25 protein-coding genes are annotated in these 26,360 nt (G+C 68.8%); 13 read left to right on the top strand and 12 right to left on the bottom strand.

The annotated features are described in order from the left end of the window. Positions 1 to 120 precede the first annotated feature (120 nt). From dnaE to tilS, 3 genes are all read left to right on the top strand, one after another. Positions 121 to 3,627 carry a DNA polymerase III subunit alpha gene (gene dnaE / locus DER72_RS05150; RefSeq protein WP_110068924.1) on the top strand — a complete coding sequence of 1,169 codons (3,507 nt, stop codon included), beginning with the start codon at positions 121 to 123 and terminating at the stop codon, positions 3,625 to 3,627. A gap of 289 nt (positions 3,628 to 3,916) precedes the next feature. Beyond that, positions 3,917 to 4,870 (top strand): acetyl-CoA carboxylase carboxyl transferase subunit alpha, encoded by a 954-nt coding sequence (accA, locus tag DER72_RS05145; RefSeq protein ID WP_110068923.1) that lies wholly within the window; start codon positions 3,917 to 3,919, stop codon positions 4,868 to 4,870. Positions 4,871 to 5,010: 140 nt separating this feature from the next. Then, on the top strand, positions 5,011 to 6,303 hold the full coding sequence (gene tilS / locus DER72_RS05135; RefSeq protein ID WP_110068921.1) for a tRNA lysidine(34) synthetase TilS: 1,293 nt from the start codon (positions 5,011 to 5,013) through the stop codon (positions 6,301 to 6,303). A 30-nt stretch (positions 6,304 to 6,333) separates the two neighbouring features. Here the strand turns inward: tilS and ppx are convergent, their stop codons facing one another. Continuing rightward, positions 6,334 to 7,848 carry an exopolyphosphatase gene (gene ppx / locus DER72_RS05130; protein WP_110068920.1) on the bottom strand — a complete coding sequence of 505 codons (1,515 nt, stop codon included), beginning with the start codon at positions 7,846 to 7,848 and terminating at the stop codon, positions 6,334 to 6,336. Positions 7,849 to 8,270: 422 nt separating this feature from the next. On the opposite strand from ppx, the gene rho reads away from it, so the two are divergent. The 9 genes from rho (at position 8,271) to DER72_RS05100 (ending at position 15,356) form a co-directional block, all read left to right on the top strand. Beyond that, positions 8,271 to 9,530: a transcription termination factor Rho gene (gene rho / locus DER72_RS05125; RefSeq protein WP_110068919.1), complete on the top strand. Its 1,260-nt coding sequence runs from the start codon at positions 8,271 to 8,273 to the stop codon at positions 9,528 to 9,530. A 214-nt stretch (positions 9,531 to 9,744) separates the two neighbouring features. Continuing rightward, positions 9,745 to 11,232, top strand: a complete 1,488-nt coding sequence (ubiD, locus tag DER72_RS05120) for a 4-hydroxy-3-polyprenylbenzoate decarboxylase (protein WP_110068918.1) — start codon at positions 9,745 to 9,747, stop codon at positions 11,230 to 11,232. Positions 11,233 to 11,249: 17 nt separating this feature from the next. Beyond that, positions 11,250 to 12,029, top strand: coding sequence for an NAD(P)H-flavin reductase (locus DER72_RS05115; protein ID WP_110068917.1), 780 nt, complete (start codon positions 11,250 to 11,252; stop codon positions 12,027 to 12,029). Next, entirely contained in the window at positions 12,026 to 12,739 is a 714-nt protein-coding gene (folM, locus tag DER72_RS05110) for a dihydromonapterin reductase (protein ID WP_110068916.1), read from the top strand. The genes DER72_RS05115 and folM overlap by 4 nt, the downstream gene beginning before the upstream one ends. A gap of 102 nt (positions 12,740 to 12,841) precedes the next feature. Then, positions 12,842 to 12,970: a hypothetical protein gene (locus DER72_RS16375; RefSeq protein ID WP_258306203.1), complete on the top strand. Its 129-nt coding sequence runs from the start codon at positions 12,842 to 12,844 to the stop codon at positions 12,968 to 12,970. 71 nt (positions 12,971 to 13,041) lie between these two features. Next, positions 13,042 to 13,185 carry a hypothetical protein gene (locus DER72_RS16130; protein WP_181395605.1) on the top strand — a complete coding sequence of 48 codons (144 nt, stop codon included), beginning with the start codon at positions 13,042 to 13,044 and terminating at the stop codon, positions 13,183 to 13,185. Positions 13,186 to 13,336: 151 nt separating this feature from the next. Further along, on the top strand, positions 13,337 to 13,510 hold the full coding sequence (locus DER72_RS16125) for a hypothetical protein (RefSeq protein WP_181395604.1): 174 nt from the start codon (positions 13,337 to 13,339) through the stop codon (positions 13,508 to 13,510). 60 nt (positions 13,511 to 13,570) lie between these two features. Then, a complete protein-coding gene (locus tag DER72_RS05105; RefSeq protein WP_110068983.1) occupies positions 13,571 to 14,620 on the top strand; it encodes a 3-deoxy-7-phosphoheptulonate synthase in 1,050 nt (349 codons plus the stop codon). Positions 14,621 to 14,843: 223 nt separating this feature from the next. Further along, positions 14,844 to 15,356: a DUF3087 family protein gene (locus DER72_RS05100; RefSeq protein WP_110068915.1), complete on the top strand. Its 513-nt coding sequence runs from the start codon at positions 14,844 to 14,846 to the stop codon at positions 15,354 to 15,356. 7 nt (positions 15,357 to 15,363) lie between these two features. Here DER72_RS05100 and ppk1 read toward each other — a convergent pair whose 3' ends face one another. Together ppk1 and hemB are read right to left on the bottom strand one after the other, a co-directional pair. Next, on the bottom strand, positions 15,364 to 17,574 hold the full coding sequence (gene ppk1, locus DER72_RS05095) for a polyphosphate kinase 1 (protein ID WP_110068914.1): 2,211 nt from the start codon (positions 17,572 to 17,574) through the stop codon (positions 15,364 to 15,366). Positions 17,575 to 17,617: 43 nt separating this feature from the next. Beyond that, on the bottom strand, positions 17,618 to 18,616 hold the full coding sequence (gene hemB, locus DER72_RS05090) for a porphobilinogen synthase (RefSeq protein ID WP_375153263.1): 999 nt from the start codon (positions 18,614 to 18,616) through the stop codon (positions 17,618 to 17,620). Positions 18,617 to 18,836: 220 nt separating this feature from the next. On the opposite strand from hemB, the gene elbB reads away from it, so the two are divergent. Then, complete coding sequence (gene elbB, locus DER72_RS05085) at positions 18,837 to 19,499, top strand: isoprenoid biosynthesis glyoxalase ElbB (RefSeq protein WP_110068912.1); 663 nt, start codon at positions 18,837 to 18,839, stop codon at positions 19,497 to 19,499. A gap of 123 nt (positions 19,500 to 19,622) precedes the next feature. On the opposite strand, the gene tatC is transcribed toward elbB, so the two are convergent. From tatC to hslU, 9 genes are all read right to left on the bottom strand, one after another. Next, positions 19,623 to 20,393 (bottom strand): twin-arginine translocase subunit TatC, encoded by a 771-nt coding sequence (tatC, locus tag DER72_RS05080; RefSeq protein WP_110068911.1) that lies wholly within the window; start codon positions 20,391 to 20,393, stop codon positions 19,623 to 19,625. Beyond that, a complete protein-coding gene (tatB, locus tag DER72_RS05075; RefSeq protein ID WP_110068910.1) occupies positions 20,390 to 20,830 on the bottom strand; it encodes a Sec-independent protein translocase protein TatB in 441 nt (146 codons plus the stop codon). Before tatB ends, tatC begins: the two co-directional genes overlap by 4 nt. 6 nt (positions 20,831 to 20,836) lie before the next feature. Then, on the bottom strand, positions 20,837 to 21,097 hold the full coding sequence (gene tatA / locus DER72_RS05070; RefSeq protein WP_110068909.1) for a Sec-independent protein translocase subunit TatA: 261 nt from the start codon (positions 21,095 to 21,097) through the stop codon (positions 20,837 to 20,839). 50 nt (positions 21,098 to 21,147) lie between these two features. Further along, positions 21,148 to 21,483: a phosphoribosyl-ATP diphosphatase gene (locus DER72_RS05065; RefSeq protein ID WP_110068908.1), complete on the bottom strand. Its 336-nt coding sequence runs from the start codon at positions 21,481 to 21,483 to the stop codon at positions 21,148 to 21,150. Between the two features lie 30 nt (positions 21,484 to 21,513). Further along, the gene (gene ubiB / locus DER72_RS05060; RefSeq protein WP_110068907.1) at positions 21,514 to 23,136 is read right to left on the bottom strand and encodes a ubiquinone biosynthesis regulatory protein kinase UbiB; all 1,623 of its coding nucleotides are present in this window, start codon (positions 23,134 to 23,136) and stop codon (positions 21,514 to 21,516) included. Then, complete coding sequence (locus DER72_RS05055; RefSeq protein WP_110068906.1) at positions 23,136 to 23,786, bottom strand: SCP2 domain-containing protein; 651 nt, start codon at positions 23,784 to 23,786, stop codon at positions 23,136 to 23,138. The genes ubiB and DER72_RS05055 overlap by 1 nt, the downstream gene beginning before the upstream one ends. A gap of 7 nt (positions 23,787 to 23,793) precedes the next feature. Further along, entirely contained in the window at positions 23,794 to 24,561 is a 768-nt protein-coding gene (ubiE, locus tag DER72_RS05050; RefSeq protein ID WP_110068905.1) for a bifunctional demethylmenaquinone methyltransferase/2-methoxy-6-polyprenyl-1,4-benzoquinol methylase UbiE, read from the bottom strand. A 93-nt stretch (positions 24,562 to 24,654) separates the two neighbouring features. Next, entirely contained in the window at positions 24,655 to 25,038 is a 384-nt protein-coding gene (locus DER72_RS05045) for a gamma-butyrobetaine hydroxylase-like domain-containing protein (protein WP_110068904.1), read from the bottom strand. Continuing rightward, a complete protein-coding gene (gene hslU / locus DER72_RS05040) occupies positions 25,035 to 26,357 on the bottom strand; it encodes an ATP-dependent protease ATPase subunit HslU (RefSeq protein ID WP_110068903.1) in 1,323 nt (440 codons plus the stop codon). Before hslU ends, DER72_RS05045 begins: the two co-directional genes overlap by 4 nt. Between the last annotated feature and the right edge of the window lie 3 nt (positions 26,358 to 26,360).

Raw genomic sequence — 26,360 nt, 5'->3', positions numbered from 1 at the left:
ACAGGGAAGTATTCACAGCGCCCCCGCATAGACCTGTCGCCGGGTCAGCTCCGAGCGATACTGCAGGGATAGCCTCGCGCTTCCTGCAATGACTATTCACCGCCAAGCCCCGAGCCCCCTATGACCACGCCCTTCGTTCATCTCCGCGTCCACACCGAATACTCCCTGGTCGACGGCCTGGTGCGCCTCAAGCCGCTGGTCAAGGCCGCGGTGGAGCAGGGCATGCCGGCGCTGGCCGTCACCGACGAGGCCAACCTCTTCGGCCTAGTGAAGTTCTACAAGGGCGCCCAGGGCGCGGGGCTCAAGCCGATCATCGGTGCCGACCTGTGGCTCGCCAATCCCCACGATGAGGAGCACCCCTACCGGCTCACTTTGCTGGCCATGAACGACACGGGCTATCGCAACCTTACTGAGCTGATCTCCCGGGGCTGGATGGAGGGGCAGCGGCTGGGACGCGCCGAGCTGAAGCGGGAGTGGGTGCTGGCCCAGAGCGAGGGGCTGATCGCCCTCTCCGGCGGACGCGACGGCGAGGTGGGGCGCTACTTGCTCAGCGACCACGGCGACGAGGCCCGCGCGCTGCTCGAGGAGTGGAACGCCGCCTTCCCCGGGCGTTTCTACCTGGAGCTGACCCGCACCGGCCGCCCCCTGGAGGAGGAGTGCCTGCACCTCTCGGTGGCGCTGGCCGTGGAGAGCGGCACCCCGGTGGTGGCCACCAACGACGTGCGCTTCCTCGAGAAGGAGGACTTCTGGGCCCACGAGACCCGGGTCGCCATCGGCGAGGGCCGGACGCTGGACGACCCGCGCCGCGAGCGCAAGTACACCGAGGAGCAGTACCTCAAGAGCCCCGAGGAGATGGCCGAGCTCTTCTCGGACATCCCGGAGGCGCTTACCAACAGCGTGATGATCGCCGCGCGCTGCAGCGTGGACGTGCGCCTGGGCGAGATCTTCCTGCCCGAGTTCGAGATCCCCGAGGGGATGACCCAGGACGAGTTCTTTCGCAAGGTCTCCCACGACGGCCTCACCGAGCGCCTCGACTTCCTGTTCCCCGCCGAGCGCTACCCCCGCGACGGCGCCGAGTACGCCGAAATCGACCGGCGCTACCGGGAGCGGCTCGACTTCGAGCTCGATGTCATCATCCAGATGGGGTTCCCCGGCTACTTCCTGATCGTGATGGACTTCATCCAGTGGGCCAAGGACAACGACGTCCCGGTGGGCCCGGGGCGGGGCTCCGGCGCCGGCTCCCTGGTGGCCTACGCCCAGAAGATCACCGACCTCGATCCCATCGGCTACGACCTGCTCTTCGAGCGCTTCTTGAACCCCGAGCGGGTCTCGATGCCCGACTTCGACGTCGACTTCTGCATGGAGAAGCGCGACCGGGTCATCGAGTACGTGGCCGACCGCTACGGCCGCAACGCCGTGTCGCAGATCGTCACCTTCGGCACCATGGCCGCCAAGGCGGTGGTGCGCGACGTGGCCCGGGCCCAGGGGCGCCCCTACTCGCTGGGCGACAAGCTCTCCAAGCTGATCCCCTTCGAGGTGGGCATGACGCTCGCCAAGGCGATCGAGGCGGAGCCGGCGCTGAAGGAGTTCGTCGAGGCCGACGACGAGGCCGCCGAGATCTGGGAGATGGCGCTCAAGCTCGAGGGCATCACCCGGGGCACCGGCAAGCACGCCGGCGGCGTGGTGATCGCCCCCACCAAGCTCACCGACTTCTCGCCGCTGCTGTGCGACGAGGAGGGCGCGGGACTGGTCGTGCAGTTCGACAAGAACGACATCGAGGAGGCCGGGCTCGTCAAGTTCGACTTCCTGGGCCTGCGCACCCTGACCATCATCGACTGGGCGCTGGAGATGGTCGACAAGGTGCGCGCGGTGGAGGGGCAGGGGCCGCTGAATATCGACAGCATCCCGCTGGATGACGGCCCCACCTTCGAGATGCTCAAGCGCGCCGAGACCACGGCGGTGTTCCAGCTCGAATCCCGCGGCATGAAGGAGCTGATCAAGCGCCTGCTGCCCGACTCCCTGGACGACATGATCGCCCTGGTGGCCCTGTTCCGCCCCGGCCCGCTGCAGTCGGGCATGGTGGACGACTTCATCAACCGCAAGCACGGCCGGTCCGAGATCTCCTACCCGCACCCGGACTACCAGCACGAGTGGCTCAAGCCGGTGCTGGAGCCCACCTACGGCATCATCCTCTATCAGGAGCAGGTGATGCAGATCGCCCAGGTGCTGGCGGGCTACACCCTGGGCCAGGCCGACATGCTGCGCCGCGCCATGGGCAAGAAGAAGCCCGAGGAGATGGCCAAGCAGCGCGCCGGCTTCATGGAGGGGTGTGCGGCCAACGGCATCGACAAGGAGCTCGCCGGTAACATCTTCGACCTGGTGGAGAAGTTCGCCGGCTACGGCTTCAACAAGTCTCACTCGGCGGCCTATGCGCTGGTCTCGTATCAAACGGCCTGGTTAAAAGCTCATTACCCTGGCCCGTTCATGGCAGCGGTGATCTCCACCGAGATGGACAACCTCGACAAGGTGGTGCCGCTGATCGAGGAGTGCCGCAACCTCGGGCTCACCGTGACTCCGCCTGACGTCAACGTCGGCGGCTACAAGTTCACCGTGGATGACGAGGCCCGGGTGGTCTACGGCCTCGGCGCCATCCGCGGCGTGGGCGAGGGGCCCATCGGCGCCATCGTCGAGGCCCGCGAGGCCGAGGGGCCCTTCAAGGATCTCTTCGACTTCTGCCGCCGCGTCGACCCCAAGCGCATGAACAAGCGCACCCTGGAGGCGCTGATCCGCTCCGGCGCCCTGGACAGCCTCGGCCCCAACCGCGCCGTGCTGGCCGCGGCGCTGGATGACGCCCTCAAGGCCGCCGCCCAGACCCAGACCAACCAGAACCTGGGCATGGTCGACATGTTCGGCGAGGCCTTCGCCGACGAGGAGGCCCAGGGCGGCGACGTCTACGCCGAGTATCGTCGGGTGCGCGAGTGGACCGACAAGGAGCGGTTGGCCGGCGAGAAGGAGACCCTGGGGCTCTACCTCACCGGTCACCCCATCGACGAGTACGAGAAGGAGCTCGAGCGCTTCGTCTCGACGCGCATCAGCGACCTCAAGCCGTCGCGTGAGCCTCAGCGGGTCGCCGGCCTGGTGGTGGGGGTGCGCACCATGAAGTCCAAGCGCGGCGACACCATGGCCTTCCTGACCCTGGACGACCGCACCGGGCGCATCGAGGCGTCGCTGTTCGGCGAGCTCTATGACCAGCTGCGCGGCCAGCTCGAACCCGACCAGGTGCTGATCGTCGAGGGGGAGGTCTCCTCCGACGACTACTCCGGCGGGCTGCGCCTGCGCGGCAAGGAGATCACCCCCATGGTGGCGGCGCGCACCCGCTACGGCCAGGCGGTGGAGCTCTCCCTGGACGGCGCGGCCATCAACGGCCGGCTGGTGGACTCCCTGCGGGCGAGCCTCGACCCCCACCGCGACGACGATGGCCTGCCGGTGCGCCTGCGCTACCGCAACGCCGAGGCCACCGGCTGGCTGGAGCTCGACGCCGCCTGGAAAGTCTCGCCCACCGACGATCTGCTGATCCGCCTGCGCGAGGTGCAGGGCCAGGACGGGGTGCGGCTGAAATATCGGTAACCGGCGGCCGGCTTCGGTCTGTCGCATGCCAGCGAGGGGCGCCGGGGGAAGGCCGAAGAGGAGGTCCTACGCCAGGGATGGCGTCGGTAGCGCCCAGGGATGGGTTCACAGCGCCTCCTCGACGGTCCGGCGTTCCGGGGCCTGTCCCCGGCGCCCCTCAGCGAAGGCGCTCCAGCCTGTGCCGCCTTGCGCCGCTCGTTGAGGGTGCGATAATGCCAGCCACTTCCCATTTTTCGCGCCGCTGCCCGCCACGGGGGCCGGCGGTGAAACACCACAAGGCCACTCGCCAATGAATCCCAACTATCTCGACTTCGAACAGCCCATCGCCGAGCTCCAGGCCAAGATCGAGGAGCTGCGCCTGGTCGGCAACGACAGCCAGCTCAACCTCAGCGACGAGATCGAGCGCCTCCAGGAGAAGAGCCGCAAGCTCACTGAGTCCATCTTCAAGGACCTCACCCCCTGGCAGGTCTCGCAGCTCTCCCGCCATCCCCTGCGTCCCTACACCCTGGACTACCTGGAGCACGTCTTCACCGACTTCGACGAGCTCCACGGCGACCGCCACTTCGCCGATGATGCCGCCATCGTCGGCGGCGTGGCGCGCCTCGACGGCCGCCCGGTGATGGTGATCGGCCACCAGAAGGGCCGCGACGTGAAGGAGAAGGTGCGCCGCAACTTCGGCATGCCACGCCCCGAGGGGTATCGCAAGGCCTGCCGGCTGATGGAGATGGCCGAGCGCTTCAGGATGCCGGTGCTCACCTTCATCGACACCCCCGGCGCCTATCCCGGCATCGATGCCGAGGAGCGCGGCCAGTCCGAGGCCATCGCCTACAACCTGGCGGTGATGTCGCGCCTGCGTACGCCCATCATCGCCACCGTGGTGGGCGAGGGCGGCTCCGGCGGGGCACTGGCCATCGGCGTCTGTGACGAGCTGGCCATGCTGCAGTACTCCACCTACTCGGTGATCTCCCCCGAGGGCTGCGCCTCCATCCTGTGGCGCAGTGCCGACAAGGCCTCCGACGCCGCCCAGGCCATGGGCGTCACCGCCGAGCGCCTTCGCGAGCTCGGCTTCGTGGATACCCTGATCGAGGAGCCGCTGGGCGGCGCCCACCGCCAGCCGGTCACCACCGCCGAGCGGGTCAGGGAGGCGCTGCTGGCCAGCCTCGAGCGCCTCGAGGCGATGGATACCGATGCGCTGCTGGCGCGCCGCTATGAGCGCCTGATGAGCTACGGCGCCCCGGCTTAACGGCCCTTTCTGCGCCCGGCCATACGGCGTTAAAAATCGGCTCGAAATGCTCATTTACTAAAGTAAACTCCGCTTTCTCGCCGACTTTTGCCTTGTCTGGCCATCGCTCGAAGCGGGCCCTCTGGGTTAGAGGGTTATCCATGTCCCTTCAGCCTCTGATCGATAATGCCCTGGCCCAGACCCCGTCGGGGCGTTGCGTCTGGGTGGCCCTCTCCGGCGGGCTCGACTCCGCGCTGCTGCTGACGCTCGCCGCCGAGGCGTGCCTGCGCCATCCCCGCCCGCTGCGTGCCCTCCACGTGCACCATGGCCTGCAGGCCGCGGCCGACGATTTCGAGCGCCACTGTCGGCGGCTCTGCTCGCACCTGGGCGTGCCGCTCTTCGTCGAGCGGGTCGCGGTCGAACTCGCCGCGGGGCAGGGGCTGGAGGGGGCGGCCCGGGAGGCGCGTTACGCCGCCTTCGCCCGTCGCGTCGCCGTCGGCGAGACCCTGTGGCTGGCCCAGCACCGCGACGACCAGGCCGAGACCTTCCTGCTCGCCGCGTTGCGCGGCAGCGGCGTGCGTGGGCTGGCCGGCATGCCGCCGCTGCGGGCCTGGCGGGGCAGGGCGCTTGCGCGGCCGCTGCTGGCGGCCTCCCGGGCATCTATCGAGGCCGAGGCGGCTCGCCTGGGGCTGGCCTGGGTGGAGGACCCCTCCAACGCCGACGAGGGGCTCGATCGCAACCTCCTGCGCCGCACGGTGCTGCCCGCGCTGACGGCGCGCTGGCCCCACGCTGCCGCGGCGCTGGCGCGCAGCGCGGCCCTGGCCGGTGAGGCCGAGGGGCTGCTCGGCGAGCTGGCCGAGCTCGACCTCGAGCGCCTCGGCGGTGAGCCTGCCCGGCTGCCGGTGTCGCGGCTGGTGGCGCTCACCCCCGCCCGCCAGCGGCTGCTGGTGCGTCATGCCTGCGCGCGACTGGCCCTGCCGGCCCCGCCGGCGGCGCGGCTGGCGACGCTGCTCGATCAGCTGGACGCGCGCAGCGACGCCGAGGCGCGGGTGGTCTGGCCGGGCGGCGAGGCGCGTCTGTGGCGAGGCGTGCTCCACCTGATGGTGCCGCCGCCCGCCCTGCCGGCAAGCTGGCAGGGGGCGTGGGGCGGCGATGTGCCGCTGTCGACGCCGCTGGGGGAGTGTGACGTGCGGCTGTGGCCGGAGGCGGCCAGGGTGGGTGGCGGGCTGCGCCTGAGCCCGCGGCGCGGCGGCGAGCGGCTGCGCCTGGCCGGTCGCGGCTCCCGGGACCTCAAGCGGCTGCTGCAGGAGCGGGCGGTGCCGCCCTGGGAGCGCCAGCGGCTGCTGGTGGTGTGGCATCTCGACAGGGGCGGGGCCGAGACGGTGGTGGCGCTGCTCGACCCGGTGGGCGAGAGCTGGCTGGCGGTGGCGGCGGGGTGGAGGGCGTCGCCGTGATGGCCCCTCCCGTGGTGGCCTGGTCAGCGCTCAGCTGGCCGGCAGCAGCGCCAGGCTGAAGCCCGCTCCTTGCTGATAGATGCACTCCTGCTCGAGGTCGGTGACCAGCAGCATGGGGTCCTCGCCGGGCTCCAGCCACAGGCGCAGTGCCTCGCCGTCGGCCGAGAGGCGCGGGGTGCCGGGCGGCTGTTCCGGGCGGCTGTGATTGAGCAGCACCGCCAGGCGCAGCAGGCGGGCCAGGCGCGCGTGGGAAGGCTGGGCAGAGGCGGGCAGGGCCTGCCACTCCTTGAGCGGAAACTTGCGGCGGTGGGCGCGCACCAGAAAGGCCAGCAGGCGCTGCTCCGGGCGCGAGAAACCGGCCAGGTCGGAGTGCTCCAGCAGGTAGGCTCCGTGGCGATGGAACTGGCTGTGGGAGATCGCCAGGCCGATCTCGTGGAGGCGGGCGGCCCAGCTCAGGAAGCGCGCCTGGTCGTCGTTCAGGCCCCAGGTGTGGCGCACCTGCTCGAACAGCGCCGCGGCGCTGGCGGCCACGTTGGCGGCCTGGCGCTCATCCACCCCGTAGCGGCGCCCGAGCAGCTCCAGGCTCTTGAGCCGCGAGTCCTCCGGGCTGTTGCGCCCGGCCATGTCGTAGAGCACCCCTTCGCGCAGGGCGCCGTCGGCATAGCGCATCTGCTCGAGGCCGAAGGCCTCGAAGACGGCGCTGAGCAACGCGACGCCGGCGGGAAAGACGCGGGCGCGGTCGGGCTTGAGCCCCTCCATGGCGACCCGGTCCAGGCGCCGGCACTTGATCAGCCGCTCGCGCAGGGCGGCCAGCCCCGCCCGGGTGATCACCCCCTCCGGCGCCTCTCCGGCGGCATGCAGCACCGCGGCGGCCGCCTTGATGGTGCCGCTGGACCCCACCGGATCTTCCCAGCCCAGTTCGCGGTAGTGCCGGCGGATATTGGCGAGCTCCGAGAGGGCGGCAAGCTCCGCGCGGCGCATGCGCTTGTCGGAGATCTCGCCGGTGTCGAAGAAGCGCCGGCTGAAGGTCACGCAGCCCATGCGCAGGCTCTCCAGGGCCAGCGGCTCGAAGCGCTCGCCGATGATGAGCTCGGTGGAACCGCCGCCGATGTCGACGATCAGCCGGCGCCCCTCCTCGGCCAGGGCATGGGCGGCGCCCAGGTAGATCAGGCGTGCCTCTTCGCGGCCGGCGATGATCTCGATGGGACAGCCCAGCAGCGCCTCGGCGCGCTCGATCAGCGCCTGGCTGTTGGCCGCATCCCTCAGCGCATTGGTGCCCACCACCCGCAGCTGGCCCGGGGCGATGTCGTCCACGAAGGGGGCGAAGCGGGCCAGGCAGTCCAGGGCGCGCTGCATGGTGGCCTCGTCGAGCAGGCCCTCGTCGTCAAGGCCCGCGGCCAGCTGCACCTTCTCTCCCTGCCGCGCCACGACCTGCAGCTGCTCGTCCTGATAGTTGGCGACCAGCAGGTGAAAGCTGTTGGAGCCGAGATCGATGGCGGCGAGGCGTCGGGTGGGGGGCTGGGCCGGCTCCGCTGGCGAGGTCATGGTGAGTCCCTGAGGTTGGCTGAGGGGGAAAGGGTGCGGCGCGCCCCCCGCCCTGTCAATCGCCACGGGGCTTGCGTTCCATAGGGCCCTTGTCTAGTATCGTGACGTTCGCCTGTTCCGAATGCTTTCCGACCGTCCTGCGGCGATCCCGTCTCGGTCAACTTCAAGTCGTCAGTCAGCCCACAATGTCCAGCGATAGCCGGCCCCGCCGTAGCCGCTGGTCAGGCGAAACCGAATCTGCTCCCTCGACCCCCTCGGCCGGCGCCCCCTGCGGTTGCCTTCCCCATGGCCATCGGGATCCAATATGACGAGTGGCAGCCTCTCCGGGCTCTGAACGCACCCCACGCGGCGTTATCGTCTCGCCTCCCGCCAAACGCGGCGCATCGACGCCCGGCTTCCACGAGCTATCTCTGAACACACCGATGAATCTTACCGACCTCAAGCAAAAGTCAGTGCCGGATCTCCTGGAGATCGCCCGCGAGATGGGCATCGACAACCTGGCGCGCTCCCGCAAGCAGGACATCATCTTCGCCATCCTCAAGAAGCATGCCAAGAGCGGTGAGCCGATCTATGGCGATGGTGTGCTGGAGATCCTGCAGGATGGATTCGGCTTCCTGCGCAGCGCCGACAGTTCCTATCTGGCCGGGCCCGACGACATCTATGTGTCACCCTCCCAGATCCGTCGCTTCAACCTGCGCAAGGGCGACTCCATCTCCGGCAGGATCCGCCCCCCCAAGGAGGGCGAACGCTACTTTGCCCTGCTCAAGGTCAGCGAGATCAACTTCGACAAGCCTGAGAACGCCAAGCACAAGATCCTCTTCGAGAACCTCACGCCGCTGTTCCCCCAGGAGCGGCTGCGCATGGAGATCGGCAATGGCTCCACCGAGGACCTGACGGCACGGATCATCGACCTGGTGGCGCCCATCGGCAAGGGCCAGCGCGGCCTGCTGGTCTCCCCGCCCAAGGCGGGCAAGACCCTGATGCTGCAGAACATCGCCACCTCGATCACCCGCAACAACCCCGAGTGCCACCTGATCGTGCTGCTGATCGACGAGCGCCCCGAGGAGGTGACCGAGATGTCACGCACGGTGCGCGGCGAGGTGGTGGCCTCGACCTTCGACGAGCCGCCGGCGCGCCACGTGCAGGTGGCCGAGATGGTGATCGAGAAGGCCAAGCGCCTGGTGGAACACAAGAAGGACGTGGTGATCCTGCTCGACTCCATCACCCGCCTGGCACGCGCCTACAACACCGTGGTGCCGAGCTCCGGCAAGGTGCTGACCGGTGGCGTGGACGCCCACGCCCTGGAGAAGCCCAAGCGCTTCTTCGGTGCGGCGCGCAACATCGAGGAGGGCGGCAGCCTGACCATCATCGCCACGGCGCTGGTGGACACCGGCTCCAAGATGGACGAGGTGATCTTCGAGGAGTTCAAGGGCACCGGCAACATGGAGGCGCACCTGGACCGCAAGCTGGCCGAACGTCGCGTCTACCCGGCCATCAACATCCGCCGCAGCGGCACCCGCCGCGAGGATCTGCTCGCCTCCGAGGACGAGATGCAGCGCATGTGGATCCTGCGCAAGCTGCTCAACCCCATGGATGACACCGCGGCCACCGAGTTCCTGATCGACCGCCTCAAGGATACCAAGACAAACATCGAGTTCTTCGAGGCGATGAAACGCCGCTGACCATCACTGCCGGGAATGCTACCGCGCGGCTGACCCGGCGACAGGCCTGTGAGGGGGCGCTGTGAACCCCTCCCTGGGCGCTACCGATGCCATCCCTGGCATAGGACCCCCTCTTCGGCCTGTCCCCGGCGCCGCTTGCCATGGCAACTCGGCAGACGTATTCAAGGGGCATGCTATGCTGCCCCTTTCGTCATTCCGGAACCGGGAAATCCGAATGAAGTACAAGGACCTGCGGGAATTCATCAGCGCCCTGGAGGCCCAGGGCGAGCTCCAGCGCATCACCGCCGAGGTGGACCCCTACCTCGAGATCACCGAGATCTGCGATCGCACCCTGCGCGCCGGCGGTCCGGCGCTGCTCTTCGAGAACGTCAAGGGCCACGACATGCCGCTGCTCGGCAACCTCTTCGGCACGCCGAAGCGGGTGGCCATGGGCATGGGGCAGGACTCCGTGGCCGCCCTGCGCGAGGTGGGCGAGCTGCTCGCTTTCCTCAAGGAGCCGGAGCCCCCCAAGGGCTTTCGCGACGCCTGGGACAAGCTGCCGATCTTCAAGCAGGTGATGAGCATGGGGCCGAAGAAGGTCCGCTCGGCGCCGGTGCAGGAGAAGGTGTACGAGGGCGACGAGGTCGACCTCGACCGCCTACCGATCCAGCACTGCTGGCCCGGCGACGCCGCCCCCCTGGTCACCTGGCCGCTGGTGATCACCCGCGGGCCTCACAAGAAGCGCCAGAACCTCGGCATCTATCGCCAGCAGAAGCTGTCGAAGAACCGGCTGATCATGCGCTGGCTCTCCCACCGCGGCGGGGCGCTCGACTTCCAGGAGTTCCAGAAGGCTCATCCCGGCGAGCCCTTCCCGGTGGTGGTGGCGCTGGGCGCCGACCCGGCGACCATCCTCGGCGCGGTGACCCCGGTGCCGGATTCGCTCTCCGAGTACGCCTTTGCCGGGCTGCTGCGCGGCTCGCGCACCGAGCTGGTCAAATGCGGCCACGCCGACCTGGACGTGCCGGCCTCGGCGGAGATCATCCTGGAGGGGCTCATCTACCCGGATGACATGGCCCCCGAGGGCCCCTACGGCGACCATACCGGCTACTACAACGAGGTGGATACCTTCCCGGTGTTCACGGTGACGCGCATGACCATGCGCCGCGATGCCATCTACCACTCCACCTACACCGGCCGCCCGCCCGACGAGCCGGCGATCCTCGGGCTCGCACTCAACGAGGTGTTCGTGCCGATCCTGCGCCGCCAGTTCCCGGAGATCGTCGACTTCTACCTGCCGCCGGAGGGCTGCTCCTACCGCATGGCGGTGGTGACCATGAAGAAGCAGTACCCGGGCCACGCCAAGCGGGTGATGATGGGCGTGTGGAGCTTCCTGCGCCAGTTCATGTACACCAAGTTCGTGGTGGTGCTCGACGACGACGTCAGCGCCCGGGACTGGGAGGACGTGATCTGGGCCATCACCACCCGCATGGACCCGGCCCGGGACACCGTGATGGTGGAGAACACCCCCATCGACTACCTGGACTTCGCCTCGCCGGTCTCCGGCCTCGGTTCCAAGATGGGCCTGGATGCCACCAGCAAGTGGCCCGGCGAGACCGACCGCGAGTGGGGGGTGCCCATCGTCATGGACGAGGCCGTCAAGGCCCGCGTCAGCGAGCGCTGGCATGAGCTGGGCATCGACCTCCCCGACACCACGACCCCCTGACAAGTCACGAGGCATACATGACGCCAAGGACCCTGACCTGCCTGGTCGACGAGGTCGAGGACCTCACCCCGGACGTCTTCCGGGTGCAGCTGGAGGGCCGCCCAGAGGCGGTGGCCCATGCGCCGGGCCAGTACCTGGAGCTCAAGCTGGACGACGAGACCTGGGTACCCTTCTCCATCGCCAACGCCCACGGCGGCGACGGCGTGATCGAGCTGCACATCCAGCACTGGCCGGAGCGCGAGAATTCCGCGCGCATGCGTGACCTGGTCCAGGTGGCCCGCCGGCTGACCCTGAGGCTGCCCGGCGGCGACTGCGTGCTCGACCCCGACAGCGAGCGCCCGCTGCTGCTGATCGCCGCGGGCACCGGCTTCTCGCAGATGAAGGCGATCGCCGAGGCGGCGCTGGCGGCGAACCCCGAGCGGCAGATCGATCTGTGGTGGGCCGCCCGGGAGCGCCGCCAGCTCTATCTGGAGCGGCTCCCCCGGGAGTGGGCCGAGGCCCACCCCGGCTTTTGCTTCCACCCGGTAACCGAGCTTTCGCCGGAGGAGCCCTGGAGCGGCGAGCGGGTGGTCGGCCATCGCGGACGCATCGACCAGGCCCTGGCCGCGGCGCTCGACGACGTCTCGGGCCAGGATGTCTACCTCTCCGGCTCGCCGGGCATGGTCTACGCCTGCGTCGACGTGCTGGCCTCGCTGGGGCTCTCGCCCTCGCGGACCTTCTCCGACGTCTTCGCCTATGCGCCCCGCGACCCGCTGATCCCGGTCACCGGCAGCCTGATCAAGGAGGCGCGCGGATGAGCGCCTCGCCGATCCTGATCACCGGCGGCGCCCAGCGCCTGGGCCGCCACTGCGCCGAGCGCCTGGTGGACGACGGCCACCCGGTGATCATCAGCTATCGCCGCGAGCGGCCCGAGCTCGAGGCGCTGCGCAGCCGCGGCATCGTCACCCTGCCGGCCGACTTCGCCAGCGAGGCGGGCATTCTCGATTTTATCGCGCGGCTGAAGGAGACGACCCCCTCGCTGCGGGCGATCGTCCACAACGCCAGCGACTGGGCCCCGGACTCCACCGGCCCCGAGGCCGGCGCCACCTTCGAGCGGCTCTTCCGCATCCATATGCTGGCGCCCTACCTGATCAACCTGCATGCGCGGGAGCTGCTCGAGGCGTGCAGCGAACCCCAGCGCGACATCGTGCACATGACCGACTACGTGGTGCAGAAGGGCTCGAAGAAGCACGCCGCCTACGCCGCCACCAAGGCGGGGCTCGACAACCTGACCCTCTCCTTCGCCGCCATGCTGGCGCCGACGATCCAGGTCAACGCCATTGCCCCGGCGCTGATCATGCTCAACGAGGGCGACGACGAGGCCTATATCGAGAAGGCGCGGGCCAAGTCGGCCATGGAGATGGTGCCCGGCCCCGGGGTGATCTATCAGACCCTGCGCTACCTGCTCGACAACCACTACGTGACCGGGGCGACCCTGCCCGTGGATGGCGGCCGCCACCTGCGCTAGCGCCGAGCTGCGACCAAGGTGGCGTGCTCGCCGCCGGGTTCTTCGCTAGAATACGGACCTACCATACGGACCTACCCTGACAGCAAACCGAAGGAGAGACACATGGCGGGACATGACGAGAACTTCCGTGACAGCAGCGGCGTGCTGTCCATCATCATGGGCCTGATCGTGCTGGTGAGCATGAGCGCGCTGCCGGCCACCATCGGCTGGTATCAGGTCGTCGCCGGCTGAACCGCGCCCCTTCGCGCCCTTGCCAGCCCGGCGACGATGGGGCACGATGAAGGAGTACTCAGGAGATGACCATGACCGCACCCGCCATCGACATGCACCGCCGCCTCGCCGCTTCTGCCGGCGCCGCTGCGCGTGGGCTCGATTCGGCGACGCACGGCCGGGGTTACTGGTATGGCTATTTTATGACCGGTGTGCCGGCGGCCATGTCTGACTAGAGAGTCCTGAGCAGCAGACGACATCGCCGGGAAGCACACCCACCAGGGTCGCCTCCCGACAGAACCCCCGGAAGGCCACCCGCCCCGGGGGTTTTGCGTTCTGGGGCAGTCGATTCACCCGGACATCAAGATGACAGAGAGGAGAGGCACCATGATCGTACCCATCGCTTTCGCCATTCGCCCGCTGACCGGCGTTACCGGCTATTACGGCTATTACGGCTATTGGCGATTTAGCGAGCTGCGGTCGTGCCACTTCGCCACCTCCGACCGTAGCACCATCGGTGGCACCCGACCGACACGATGTATGACCGCTACCCGGAGTTGATGCCCCATGAACGCTTCCCTTGCCGCCGCTGCCCTCGATGACACCGCCCGCCCTGCCCCGATGGCGGCGCAACCCGATGCCAACGCCCGTTCCGCCGCTCAGCCGGCCCGCCCACTGCCCACCCCTGGCGAGCTGCGCCGCGAACTGCCCCTGACCCCCGAGCTTGCCCGGCGGGTCGAGGCTCAGCGCCGTGCGATCCGGGATATCCTCGCCGGCCGCGACGACCGCCTGCTGGTGGTGGTTGGCCCCTGTTCCGTCCACGACCCGGAGGCGGCGCTCGAGTACGCCCGGCGCCTGGCCGAGCTGGCCCCGCGGGTGGCGGATCGCCTGCTGCTGGTGATGCGGGTCTATGTGGAGAAGCCACGCACCACCGTGGGCTGGAAGGGGCTCGCCTATGACCCCGACCTGGATGGTTCAGGCGACATGGCACGCGGCCTCGAGGTATCCCGGCGGCTGATGCGGGAGGTGGCCGAGCTGGGCCTGCCGGTGGCCACCGAGCTGCTGCAGCCGATGCTGGCCCCCTACCTGGAGGACCTGCTGGCCTGGGTGGCGATCGGCGCGCGTACCACCGAGTCCCAGCTGCACCGCGAGCTGGCCAGCGGCCTCGACGCCGTGGTCGGCTTCAAGAACGCCACCGGCGGCGACATCGGCGTGGCCCTGGATGCGATGCGCGCCGCCGCCCACCCGCACCAGCACTTCGGGCTCGACCCGGACGGCCGCCCGGTGGTGCGCGAGACCGCCGGCAACGCCCACACCCACCTGGTGCTGCGCGGCGGCCACGGCGAGCCCAACTACCAGGCCGCCCACGTGCAGGCGGCACGCCGCGCGCTGGAGGAGGCCGGCCTGACGCCGCGGCTGATGGTGGACTGCAGCCACGCCAATGCCCGCAAGGACCACCGCCGCCAGAGCGAGGTGCTGCTCGATGTGCTGGCCCAGCGCCTGGCGGGGGAGAGCGCCCTGGCCGGGCTGATGATCGAGAGCCACCTGCACGAGGGCAAGCAGGCGCTGTCACCCGGCCGGCTGCGCCACGGCGTCTCGGTCACCGATGCCTGCATCGGCTGGGAGACCACCGAGCACCTGCTGCTCAGCGCCGCCGACCGGCTGCGGTAGCACAGCACAGTCACTGCCGGCGTGAGGAGCGCCGGGGGCAGGTCTGGAGGGGGTCCTACGCCAGGGATGGCGTCGGTAGCGCCCAGGGAGGGGTTCACAGCGCCCCCGAACAGGCCTGCCGCCGGAGCAGCTCCGTGGTACTGGCCACCGGGTTAGCCCTGTACCCCAGGGGAGGGAGTCGGGATAATCACCCCGATTTCCGACTCGCCACCCTGGAGGCCCCATGTCATTCCGGTTCGAAACCCATGCTCCCGAGACCTACCGGCGCAAGGCGAAGATGATCAGCCTGGCCATGGCCGGCCAGCTGATCGTCTTCGGGCTGGTCTTTGCCCAGCTGCTGCAGGCGGCCTTCGATGGCGGCTTCTGGCTCAACGCGCTGGGGGTGCTGCTGGGCCTGGTAGCCACCAGCCTGACCTTCGCGGTGCTGCGCGAGCGCCCCTGGATGACCGAGATGCGCTATGTCTGGCAGCTCAAGCACCACCTCTCCCGGGTTAGCGCCTACCTGCCCGCGCTGCGCCGCGGCGTGGAGGAGGGCAACGGCACGGCGCTTGCCATCCTCACCTTCTATCACCAGGGCATGGCCCAGCTCGCCGAGCTCAACGGCCGCACCCTGGATGATGACTCCGAGCTGCTCGCCGAGCGCCTGAAGGTGCGCCTGGCCCGCCAGGAGCGCGGCCTGCCCGAGCGGGTCGACGGCTTCGACCCCCAGGATCTGGCCGCCTTCAAGCGCGGTTGACGCCCCCTCAGGCCTTGGCGGCGTAGGCGTAGAGCAGCGTCTCCTGGGCGCTGATCGGCGCGGCGTCGCCGGGGGTCTGCTTGACGTAGCTGCCGTCGGGCTGCAGCCGCCAGCTCTGGCAGTTGTCCACCAGGTAGGTCTCGAGGTCCTTGCGGACCCGGGCGGCCAGCTTCCTGTCGCGCAGCGGGAAGCAGGTCTCCACCCGGTGGAACATGTTGCGGCTCATGAAATCGGCGCTGGACGCCCACACCTCGGCCTTGCCGTGATTCTGGAAGTAGAACACCCGGGTGTGCTCCAGGAAGCGGCCGATGATCGAGCGCACCCGGATATTCTCCGAGACGCCGGGAATTCCGGGCCGCAGGCAGCACATGCCGCGGATGATCAGGTCGCACTCCACCCCGGCGCGGGAGGCGCGGTAGAGCGCCTGGATCAGCTTGGGCTCGGTCAGCGAGTTGCACTTGATGATCAGGTGGGCGCGGTGCCCCTTGCGGGCGTGCTCCGCCTCGCGGTCGATCATCGCCACCATGCCCTCGTGGAGCGTGAAGGGCGCGTGCAGCAGGGTCTCGATATGCCGGGCACGCCCCATCCCCGAGAGCTGCTGGAACACCTGGTGGACGTCCTCGCACAGCGCCTCGTCGGCGGTGAGCAGGCTGTAGTCGGTATAGAGCCTGGCCGTCTTCGAGTGGTAGTTGCCGGTGCCGAGGTGCACGTAGTAGCGCAGCCGTCCCTTCTCGCGACGCACGATGTGCATCATCTTGGCGTGGGTCTTGTAGGCCATCACCCCGTAGATGACGATGGCGCCGGCCTCCTGGAGGCGCGAGGCGAGCGCCAGGTTGTCCGCCTCGTCGAAGCGGGCGCGCAGCTCGATGACCACGGTCACCTCCTTGCCGCCACGCGCCGCCTCCACCAGCGAGGTGACGATGGGGGAGTCGGCGCCGGTGCGGTAGAGGGTCTGCTTGATCGCCAGCACCGAGGGGTCCCGGGCCGCCTCGGCGAGCAGCTCCTCCACCGGCGAGAAGGCCTGGAAGGGGTGGTGGAGCAGGATGTCGCCGGCGGCGATGGCATCGAACAGGCTGCCCTCCTTCTTGAAGTTCTTGGGCAGCCCCGGGGAGAAGGGACGGTAGAAGAGCTCCGGGCGATCCAGGTCCCCCAGCAGCGCCATCATGCGGGTCAGGTTGACCGGCCCGTTGACCCGGTAGAGGTCCTGCTCGGAGAGCGCGAACTCCCTGAGCAGGAAGTCCGCCAGCTCGTCCGGGCATGTGTCTACCACCTCCAGGCGCACGCCGCTGCCGTAGCGCCGTGCCAGCAGCTCGCCGCGCAGCGCCGAGGCGAGGTCCGAGACCTCCTCCGGGTCCACCGTCATGTCGGCGTTGCGGGTCAGCCGGAACTGGTAGCAGCCGCGCACCCTCATGCCCGGGAAGAGCTCCTCGGCGTGGGCGTGGATCATGGAGGAGAGGAAGACGGCCTCGTTGAAGCCCTCCTCGCACAGCTCGGCAGGCAGGGCGATCACCCGTGGCAGCGAGCGCGGGGCCGGCAGGATGGCGAGCCCCCCCTCGCGGCCGAAGGCGTCCTTGCCCTCGAGCTGGACGATGAAGTTGAGGCTCTTGTTGACCAGCCGCGGGAAGGGGTGGGAGGGGTCCAGCCCGATCGGGCTGATGACCGGCATGATCTCCTCATCGAAGTAGTCGCGCACCCAGGCGCGCTGGGCCTCGGTCCAGTCGCTGCGCCGCCGGAAGCGCAGGCCCCGCTCCTCCAGCGCCGGCAGAAGGGTCTCGTTGAGGATGCGGTACTGGCGCTCGATCTGCTCGTGGGCGATCTGCGAGATCTCGCCGAGCACCGACTGCGGCGAGCGGCCGTCGATGCCGGTGCTGTCGTCGCCCAGGGCCACCCGGTGCTTCAGGCCGGCCACCCGGATCTCGAAGAACTCGTCCAGGTTGGAGGAGAAGATCAGCAGGAACATCAGCCGATTGAGCAGCGGATGCGACTCGTCCAGGGCCTGCTCCAGGACCCGCATGTTGAACTGCAGATGCGAGAGCTCGCGGTTGAAGTAGAGGCTGGGGTCGGCCAGGTCCGCCTCCGCCTCCGGCAGCGCCTTGGGCTTGATGCCGGTGCGGGTCTGGTTGAGGCGCGGGGCCGGTGGCTCGGGCAGGGCCTCCTCGCTCGAGACGTCGGCGGGCCCGGCGACAAGGGGGACGGATTCGGGGCTACGGTCTTCCATGGGCAACTCTCTCGGGGTCCAGGAAGGGGCCGAGCCCCCTCCATCACTGGGCGAGCAGGCGGGCGGCCCGCTTGGCAAAGTAGGTCAGCACGCCGTCCGCGCCGGCGCGCTTGAAGCAGGTCAGCGATTCGAGGATCACGCTGTCGGCGTCCAGCCAGCCGTTCTCGAAGGCGGCCATGTGCATGGCGTATTCGCCGCTCACCTGGTAGGCGAAGGTGGGCACCTTGAGCTCATCCTTGACCCGACGCACCACGTCGAGATAGGGCATGCCAGGCTTGATCATCACCATGTCGGCGCCCTCGGCCAGGTCGAGTGCCACCTCGTGGAGCGCCTCGTCGCCGTTGGCAGGATCCATCTGGTAGGTGCTCTTGTCGGCCTTCCCGAGGTTGGCGGAGGAGCCCACCGCATCGCGGAAGGGGCCGTAGTAGCGCGAGGCGTACTTGGCGCTGTAGGCCATGATGCGGGTGTTGACCAGGTGCTCCTGCTCCAGCACCCGGCGGATCTCGCCGATGCGGCCGTCCATCATGTCCGAGGGGGCCACCACGTCGGCGCCGGCCTCGGCGTGGGAGAGCGCCTGCTTGAGCAGGGTCTCTACGGTGCGGTCGTTCAGCACATAGCCCTGCTCGTCGATGATGCCGTCCTGGCCGTGGCTGGTATAGGGGTCCAGGGCCACGTCGGTGATGATGCCGAGCTCGGGCAGGGCCTCCTTGAGGGCGCGCACGCTGCGCTGCACCAGGCCGTTGGCGTTGAAGGCCTCCTCGGCCAGCTCGCTCTTCAGGGTCGGGTCGATCACCGGAAACAGTGCCAGGGCGGGAATGCCCAGTTGATGCGCCTCGCGGGCCTCCTCGATCAGCAGGTCCAGCGACAGGCGCTCGACGCCGGGCATCGAGGGCACGGCCTCGCGCTGGTTCTCGCCCTCCAGCACGAACACCGGCCAGATCAGGTCGGCCGGTGTCAGGGTGTGCTCGCGCATCAGGCGACGCGAGAAGTCGTCGCGGCGCATGCGGCGCAGGCGGGTAGCGGGAAACTGGCGGGTGGTCATGAAACTCAAGGCGATTCTCCAGCGTGGGTCGCCGGCCAGACGGCATTGTGGCGACGCAGGATGACGGTTGGATGACAGTGGCGCTGCGGCTGACTCCGAGTATATCAGCGCGCCGGTGCGCCGAAAGTCTCGCCTTGTCGCACCCGGACGTTCGCTCTAGAGTGTGGGGTTCGATTATCGGGCCCGCCTGCCGGCGGGTGACCCCTGCAAGGAGACAGGCATGAGCAAACAGGTGGCGGTGATTCTCTCGGGCTGTGGTGTCTTCGACGGTTCCGAGATCTACGAGACCACCCTGACCCTGCTGCGGCTCGACCAGCTGGGCATCGGCTATCGCTGCTTCGCCCCGGACATCGAGCAGCACCACGTGATCGACCATCGCAGCGGTGAGGTGGCCGAGGGCGAGACGCGCAATGTGCTGACGGAGTCGGCGCGTCTGGCCCGCGGCGAGATCTCGCCGCTCGCGGAGCTGGCCGCCGCCGACTTCGACGCGGTGATCCTGCCCGGCGGCTTCGGGGCGGCCAAGAACCTGTCGAACTTCGCCGAGGCGGGGGCCGACATGGAGGTGCTGGGCGAGCTCCGGGAGGCCCTGGCCGGCTTCTTTGACGCCCGCAAGCCGATCGGCCTGATGTGCATCGCGCCGGTGATGGTGCCGAAGCTGCTGGGCAATGGCATCGCCGTGACCATCGGCCACGACCCGGGTGTCTCCGGCGCCATCAGCGCCATGGGCGGGCTGCACCGCACCTGCGGCGTGGAGGAGATCGTGGTGGACTTCGAGAACCGCGTGGTCACCACCCCGGCCTACATGCTGGCGACCCGCATCAGTGAGGCGGCCACCGGGATCTTCAAGCTGGTCGACCGCATCGACGAGCTGATGGATCGCTGAGCCGCTCGCGGCAGGCTCCCCAAGCCGCAAGTGTCAGGTGAAAAGTGTCAGGTAAAAAGGAACCCCGCAGGCGCCCGCTTGCGGGGTTCACTCTTGGGTAGGACCAGACGGATGCCTGGCCGCTCAGGCCTCGTCTTCGTCCGCCGCGCGCCGCTGCTTCTTGCGGCGTGCCAGGCGCCCGAACAGCAGGCCCACCTCGTAGAGCAGGTACATGGGCACCGCCAGCAGGCTCTGAGAGATCACGTCCGGGGGGGTGAGCAGCATGCCCACTACGAAGCAGCCGAGGATGATGTAGGGGCGCTTCTTCGACAGGCTCTCCACCGTGGTGGCGCCCGAGGCGATCAACAGGAAGGTGGCGACGGGGATCTCGAAGGCTACCCCGAAGGCGAAGAACAGCTTGAGCACGAAGTTGAGGTAGGCGTTGATGTCGGTCATCACCGCCACGTTCTCCGGCCCCGTCTGGGTGAAGAACTGGAACAGCAGCGGGAAGACCACGTAGTAGGCGAAGGCCGCCCCGGCGTAGAACAGCAGCACGCTGGAGGCCAGGATCGGTAGCGCCAGGGCCTTCTCGTTGTCGTAGAGCCCCGGGGCCACGAAGGCCCACGCCTGATGCAGCACATAGGGCACGGCGATGAACACCGCCACCACCAGGGTCAGCTTGAAGGGCGCCAGGAAAGGCGAGGCCACCTCGGTGGCGATCATCTGCGAGCCTTCCGGCAGCAGCGCCATCAGCGGCTGAGCCACGAAGGTGTAGATGTCGTTGGCGAAGGCATAAAGGCCCAGGAAGATCACCAGGATCGCCACCACGCTTCGCAGCAGTCGCGAGCGCAGCTCGATCAGGTGCTCGATCAGGGTGGCCTGGTGCTGTTCCGGGCTGTCACCGGTCTTGCTCATCGGGAGGAGGCGTCCTTGTCGGCGGCGGTGGGCTCGGGGCGGTCATCGGGACGCGCATCGTCTGCCGGCTCCTGGCGACCGGGGCCGTCGCGGCGGGCGCGGGCCAGGGCGGCGTCCAGGCGCTGCTCGGCGCTGGGTGCAGGGGCCTGATCCGGCTTGCTCTCGGCAGGGCGGTCGGGCTCGGCGAGGCTCTCCACGTCACGCTTGACCTGGCGCACGCTCTCGTCGAGCTTCTTCTGCTGCTCGTTGAGCTTCTGGCGCAGCTCCTCCGCCTCGAGCTGGGCGCTGATCTCGCGCTGCATGCCGGAGACGGTACGCTTGATCTTGCCGATCCACAGCCCCGCGGTGCGCGCCGCCTTGGGCAGCCGCTCCGGGCCCAGCACCAGCAGGCCGACCACGCCGATGACCATGAGTTCGAGAAAGCCGATGTCAAACATGGCGGCTTACTTGCGCTCTTCCTGTTCCTCGGGCTTGCGCTCGGCCTGGACGTCGTAGGTGTTGGTCTCTTCCTTGTGGTCCACGCGGGCCTGGGTCTGGACGTCGTCCTTCTCCTCGCCCTTCTCCTCCTCGTGCATGGCCTTCTTGAAGCCCTTCACGGCGCCACCCAGGTCGCTGCCGACGTTGCGCAGCTTCTTGGTGCCGAAGATCAGGATGATGATGCCGAGTACGATCAGCAGCTGCCAGATACTGATACCACCTAACATGTGTGCTTCCTCTGGAACGGGGCCCCGGCCTGTCCGGGAGCCGTAAGAATCTATTGCTGCCTGGCGGCCTTCTCGTCGTGGCCGGAGACACCGAAGCGGCGGCCCAGCTCGTCGAGCACGGCGCGGTGGTCGAGGTCGAGGTGCGACAGCATCACCAGGCTATGAAACCACAGGTCGGCCGTCTCGGCGATCAACGCCTCACGCTCGGCCTCGCCGCCACGTTCCGCATCCTTGGCGGCGAGCAGCGTCTCGGTGACTTCCTCGCCGACCTTCTCGAGTATCTTGTTCAGGCCCTTGTGATGCAAGGCGGCGACGTAGGAATCCTGCGGATCCCCCTCGCGGCGTTGATCCAGGACGGCTTGCAGGCGCTCGAGAATATCGCTCATGGATGAAGGCTCCGTGACGTGGATGGGAGGTCAGTGCCAGGCCAGCAGGGCCAGGCCGAGGACGGCGGCGGCCAGGGCGGGCCAGGGCTGGCCGGCGGCCCACTGACTCAGCGGCTGCCAGGCCAGCGCCAGGGCCACCAGCAAGAGCCCCAGGCGCAGGCGGCGGCTGCGCCGACCCTCGCGAACCAGCTGCTGGCGGATGCCGCCCAGTGCCTCGCTCTGGCGGCGGCGCTGGCGCTTCTCCTGGTCCATCTGGGAGAGCGCCTGGTGGGCCAGCACCGGCAGTTCGGGAAGCTGGCGGGTCAGCTCGGGCGCCTGGCGCTTGAGGGACTCCCAGAAGCCCCGGGCGCCGGCGCGCTCCTTCATCCACTGCTCCAGGAAGGGCTTGGCGGTCTTCCAGAGGTCCAGGTCGGGGTAGAGCTGGCGGCCCAGCCCCTCGATGTTGAGCAGGGTCTTCTGCAGCAGCACCAGTTGGGGCTGTACCTCCATGTCGAAGCGCCGCGCGGTCTGGAACAGGCCCAGCAGCACCTGGCCGAAGGAGATGTCCTTGAGGGGCTTTTCGAGGATCGGCTCGCACACCGTGCGGATCGCCGCGGCGAACTCGTTGGCTCGCGTATTCTCGCCGACCCAGCCCGACTCGATGTGCAGGGCGGCTACCTCGTAGTAGTCCTGGTGGAAGAAGGCCAGCAGGTTGCGGGCCAGGTAGTCCTGGTCCTCGCGGGTCAGGCTGCCGACGATGCCGCAGTCGATGGCGATGTACTGGGGGTCATGGGGATGTTCCCGGGCGACGAAAATATTGCCGGGGTGCATGTCGGCGTGGAAGAAGTTGTCGCGGAACACCTGGGTGAAGAAGATCTCCACGCCGCGCTCGGCGAGCCGCTTGAGGTCGGTCTCCTGGGCCTCGAGGGCGGCGATGTCGGCCACCGGAACGCCGTAGATGCGCTCCTGCACCATGACGCGCTGGCGGGTCAGCTCCCAGTGGATCGCCGGCACGTAGAGCAGCGGCGAGTTCTTGAAATTGCGCTTGAGCTGGGAGGTGTTGGCGGCCTCCTTGTGCAGGTCGAGCTCGTCGAACAGCGTTGCCTCGTAGTCGCGCACCACCTCCACCGGGCGCAGGCGGCGCGCCTCGGGCACCAGGGTCAGCAGCCTGGCGAAGCGGTACATCAGCGCCATGTCCTGGCGCATCACCCGGTCGATGCCGGGGCGGATGATCTTGACCACCACCTCCTCGCCGCTGTGCAGGCGCGCGCCATGCACCTGGGCGATGGAGGCCGAGGCCAGCGGCTCGGCATCGAAGTGGGCGAAGGCCAGCGCCACGGTCATGCCGAGCTCCTCCTCCACCACGGCCAGCGCCTGGTCGCCAGGGAAGGGGGGCACCTGGTCCTGTAGGCGCTTCATCTCGTCGGCGATATCTGCCGGCAGCAGGTCGCGGCGGGTGGAGAGCACCTGGCCGAACTTGACGAAGATGGGGCCCAGCGACTCCAGCGCCAGGCGCAGGCGCGCACCGCGAGAGCGCTCGCCGATGGGCACCAGGCGCAGCGGCGAGAGCCTGAAGAGAGTGCGCAGCGCCCAGGGCAGGCGCTCCAGGGGAATCAGGGTGTCGAGCCGATAGCGGGTGATCACCCAGAGGATGCGCAGCAGCCGCAGCAGCATCATGGCTTCACCCGCTCGGCCTGCTGCGCCGCCAGGCGGCGGTGCAGGCGCGCCAGGCGTGCCTCGAGGCGGTCGGCGGCGATCTCCAGCTCGGTGAGGTGGTCGCGCAGCACCTCCAGCTGTGGGCGGCCGGGCAGCAAGCGCGCCTCCTCCATCAGGTACTCGGAGAGGTCGGCGCAGAACTCCTCCCGGGTGCGCAGACCGAAGCGGCCCAGGCGGCGCAGCCCCTCGGCGAGGCTGTTGGCGGGCATATCGCCGAGCCAGCGGGCCAGTTCGCCCTCCCAGTCCGGGTCCAGGTCGAGCAGCAGGTCGCGGGTGGCCTCCAGCAGCGGGATGCGCCCGCGTACCGCCAGCCGTCCCTGGAACATCAGCCGCTCCAGGGAGGCGCCACCGAGCAGGGCGCCTGCGGTCGCGGCGTCCAGTTCCACCACGGCGTCGAAGGCCGTCTCGTCGGCGTCACCCGGGCGCAGCAGGTCGAGGCCGTGGGCATGGTAGTGGATCGCCAGGGCCAGCTCGGGATTCTCCAGGCGCAGCAGCAGCCGCTGGCCGGCGAGCCGGGCCAGTCGCGAGGGCGCCGCCGGGTCGCGGGCGAGCAGGGTATTGAGGGTGCGCTCCAGGCCGGCCAGCAGCAGGGTTGGGGTCAACGCCATGCCCACCTCAGAGCTTTATGCCGCGGTGCAGGGCGACGATGCCCCCGGTGAGGTTGGTGTACTCGACGCGCTCCAGGCCGGCCGCCTCCATCATCCCCTTGAGGGTCTCCTGGTCGGGGTGCATGCGGATCGATTCGGCGAGGTAGCGATAGCTGTCGGCATCGTTGGCGACCACCTCGCCGATCTTCGGCAGCAGCCGGAAGGAGTACTCGTCATAGACCTTCGAGAGCAGAGCGCTGGGCGGCTTGGAGAACTCCAGCACCAGCAGGCGGCCGCCGGGCTTGAGGACCCGGGCCATGGAGCGCAGGGCGGCATCCTTGTCGGTGACGTTGCGCAGGCCGAAGGCGATGGTGATGCAGTCGAAGGTGTTGTCCGGGAAGGGCAGGCACTCGGCGTTGGCCTGGACATACTCGACGTTGCCGCCCACGCCGCGGTCGAGGAGCTTGTCGCGGCCTACGCGCAGCATCGACTCGTTGATGTCCGCTAGTACCACGCGCCCGCGGGGTCCCACCAGGCGCGAGAACTTCAGGGTCAGGTCGCCGGTGCCGCCGGCGATATCCAGCACGCTGTGGCCGGGCCGCACGCCGGAGCGTTCGATGGTCAGGCGCTTCCACAGGCGGTGGATGCCGAAGGACATCAGGTCGTTCATCACGTCGTAGCGGGCCGCCACTGAGTGGAAGACGTCGGCCACGCGGGAGGCTTTCTCCTCGACGGGCACTTCCTGATAGCCGAAGTGGGTGGTCTGCTTGTCCCTGGAGCTGGGGTTGGCGCTCATGCGATGGGGCTCCCGAATCGCTGCATGGGAGAGGCCGCTGCCTCGAATGGGCGACATTGTAGCGCCCCGCGATGGCGATTGTCTTGACGGGGGTTAGAGCTGCCTGATTTCGATGCCCAGCGGCTCGCGGCTGGCGCCGGCGTCCTCCAGGCGCTGCAGATAGTCCGCCCAGTTGGCCTCGCGCTGCTCGATCAGCCACCATAGGTAGTCCCAGCTGTAGAGGCCGCTGTCGTGGCCGTCGTCGAAGTGCAGCTTGAGGGCATAGCGGCCGGCGGGAGTGATGTCCTTGAGGCCGACGAACTTCTTGCCGACCTGCAGGGTTTCCTGGCCGCGGCCGTGGCCGCGCACCTCGGCGGAGGGGGAGAAGACCCGCAGGTACTCCACCGCAAGCCGGTAGCTCTCGCCGTTCTCGTAGCCGAGCTCGAGCTCCTGGGCCTTGCGGTGGTAGTGCACTCGGGTGGGGGTGGGGGCGCTCATAGGATATACCGCGACAGGTCCTCGTCCATGGCCAGCTCGCCGAGCTGGGAGTCCACGTAGGCGGCGTCGATCACCAGCGGGCTACCGATGTCGCTGCCCTTGTAGGAAGCCTCCTCCAGCAGGCGTTCCATCACCGTGTGCAGTCGGCGCGCGCCGATGTTCTCGGTGCCCTCGTTGACCCGCCAGGCGATCTCGGCGATGCGCTCGATGCCGTCGGCGGTGAACTCGATCTCGAGGCCCTCGGTGGCCAGCAGCGCCTGGTACTGCTTGGTGAGCGCCGCGGAGGGCTCGGTGAGGATGCGCTTGAAGTCCTCCGGGGTCAGGGCGTTGAGCTCCACGCGGATCGGCAGGCGACCCTGCAGCTCGGGAATCAGGTCCGAGGGGCGCGACAGGTGGAAGGCGCCGGAGGCGATGAACAGGATGTGGTCGGTCTTCACCATGCCGTACTTGGTGGAGACCGTGGAGCCCTCGATCAGCGGCAGCAGGTCGCGCTGCACCCCCTCGCGGGAGACCTCGCCGCCGCTGGACTGGCCGCTGCCCTTGGCCACCTTGTCGATCTCGTCGAGGAAGACGATGCCGTGCTGCTCCACCGCCTCGATGGCACGGCTCTTGATCTCCTCCTCGTTGACCAGCTTGCTGGCCTCCTCGTCGCGCAGCAGGGCGAAGGCGTCCTTCACCGTGACCCGGCGGGTCTCGCTCTTCTGCTTGCCCATGCCGGAGAAGAGGCTCTGCAGCTGCTGGGTCATCTCCTCCATGCCCGGCGGGGTCATGATGTCGATGCCGGGGCCCTGCTGGGTCAGCTCGATGTCGATCTCCTTGTCGTCGAGCTGACCCTCGCGGAGCTTTTTGCGAAAGATCTGGCGGGTCCCGCTGTCCTGGCGGGGCGCGTCCTCCTGGCCGCGGGGCGGCGGCAGCAGGGCGTCGAGGATGCGGTCCTCGGCGGCGTCCTCGGCACGGTGGCCCACCTCCTCCTTGGCCTGCTCGCGCACCAGCTTGATGGCGGCCTCGGTCAGGTCGCGGATGATGGAGTCCACGTCGCGGCCCACGTAGCCCACCTCGGTGAACTTGGTGGCCTCCACCTTGATGAAGGGGGCGCGGGCCAGCTTGGCCAGGCGCCTTGCGATCTCGGTCTTGCCCACCCCGGTGGGGCCGATCATCAGGATGTTCTTGGGGGTCACCTCCTGGCGCAGGTCGGCGTCGAGCTGCATGCGGCGCCAGCGGTTGCGCAGGGCGATGGCCACGGCGCGCTTGGCGTCCTGCTGGCCGATGATGTACTGGTCCAGGGCATGGACGATCTCGCGGGGGGTCATCTGGGTCATGGG

It is taken from the genome of Halomonas sp. A11-A (assembly GCF_003182195.1).
In the GTDB taxonomy this organism is placed as follows: Bacteria; Pseudomonadota; Gammaproteobacteria; order Pseudomonadales; family Halomonadaceae; genus Halomonas; species Halomonas alkalicola.
Note: the sequence above shows the minus strand (reverse complement) of the source record. Positions and strands in the feature narration are given on the sequence as shown.

Coding starts and splice junctions, on each gene's coding strand:
- dnaE (WP_110068924.1), top strand. CDS start 121: ATGACCACGCCCTTCGTTCATCTCCGCGTCCACACCGAATACTCCCTG.
- accA (WP_110068923.1), top strand. CDS start 3,917: ATGAATCCCAACTATCTCGACTTCGAACAGCCCATCGCCGAGCTCCAG.
- tilS (WP_110068921.1), top strand. CDS start 5,011: ATGTCCCTTCAGCCTCTGATCGATAATGCCCTGGCCCAGACCCCGTCG.
- ppx (WP_110068920.1), bottom strand. CDS start 7,848: ATGACCTCGCCAGCGGAGCCGGCCCAGCCCCCCACCCGACGCCTCGCC.
- rho (WP_110068919.1), top strand. CDS start 8,271: ATGAATCTTACCGACCTCAAGCAAAAGTCAGTGCCGGATCTCCTGGAG.
- ubiD (WP_110068918.1), top strand. CDS start 9,745: ATGAAGTACAAGGACCTGCGGGAATTCATCAGCGCCCTGGAGGCCCAG.
- DER72_RS05115 (WP_110068917.1), top strand. CDS start 11,250: ATGACGCCAAGGACCCTGACCTGCCTGGTCGACGAGGTCGAGGACCTC.
- folM (WP_110068916.1), top strand. CDS start 12,026: ATGAGCGCCTCGCCGATCCTGATCACCGGCGGCGCCCAGCGCCTGGGC.
- DER72_RS16375 (WP_258306203.1), top strand. CDS start 12,842: ATGGCGGGACATGACGAGAACTTCCGTGACAGCAGCGGCGTGCTGTCC.
- DER72_RS16130 (WP_181395605.1), top strand. CDS start 13,042: ATGACCGCACCCGCCATCGACATGCACCGCCGCCTCGCCGCTTCTGCC.
- DER72_RS16125 (WP_181395604.1), top strand. CDS start 13,337: ATGATCGTACCCATCGCTTTCGCCATTCGCCCGCTGACCGGCGTTACC.
- DER72_RS05105 (WP_110068983.1), top strand. CDS start 13,571: ATGGCGGCGCAACCCGATGCCAACGCCCGTTCCGCCGCTCAGCCGGCC.
- DER72_RS05100 (WP_110068915.1), top strand. CDS start 14,844: ATGTCATTCCGGTTCGAAACCCATGCTCCCGAGACCTACCGGCGCAAG.
- ppk1 (WP_110068914.1), bottom strand. CDS start 17,574: ATGGAAGACCGTAGCCCCGAATCCGTCCCCCTTGTCGCCGGGCCCGCC.
- hemB (WP_375153263.1), bottom strand. CDS start 18,616: ATGACCACCCGCCAGTTTCCCGCTACCCGCCTGCGCCGCATGCGCCGC.
- elbB (WP_110068912.1), top strand. CDS start 18,837: ATGAGCAAACAGGTGGCGGTGATTCTCTCGGGCTGTGGTGTCTTCGAC.
- tatC (WP_110068911.1), bottom strand. CDS start 20,393: ATGAGCAAGACCGGTGACAGCCCGGAACAGCACCAGGCCACCCTGATC.
- tatB (WP_110068910.1), bottom strand. CDS start 20,830: ATGTTTGACATCGGCTTTCTCGAACTCATGGTCATCGGCGTGGTCGGC.
- tatA (WP_110068909.1), bottom strand. CDS start 21,097: ATGTTAGGTGGTATCAGTATCTGGCAGCTGCTGATCGTACTCGGCATC.
- DER72_RS05065 (WP_110068908.1), bottom strand. CDS start 21,483: ATGAGCGATATTCTCGAGCGCCTGCAAGCCGTCCTGGATCAACGCCGC.
- ubiB (WP_110068907.1), bottom strand. CDS start 23,136: ATGCTGCTGCGGCTGCTGCGCATCCTCTGGGTGATCACCCGCTATCGG.
- DER72_RS05055 (WP_110068906.1), bottom strand. CDS start 23,786: ATGGCGTTGACCCCAACCCTGCTGCTGGCCGGCCTGGAGCGCACCCTC.
- ubiE (WP_110068905.1), bottom strand. CDS start 24,561: ATGAGCGCCAACCCCAGCTCCAGGGACAAGCAGACCACCCACTTCGGC.
- DER72_RS05045 (WP_110068904.1), bottom strand. CDS start 25,038: ATGAGCGCCCCCACCCCCACCCGAGTGCACTACCACCGCAAGGCCCAG.
- hslU (WP_110068903.1), bottom strand. CDS start 26,357: ATGACCCAGATGACCCCCCGCGAGATCGTCCATGCCCTGGACCAGTAC.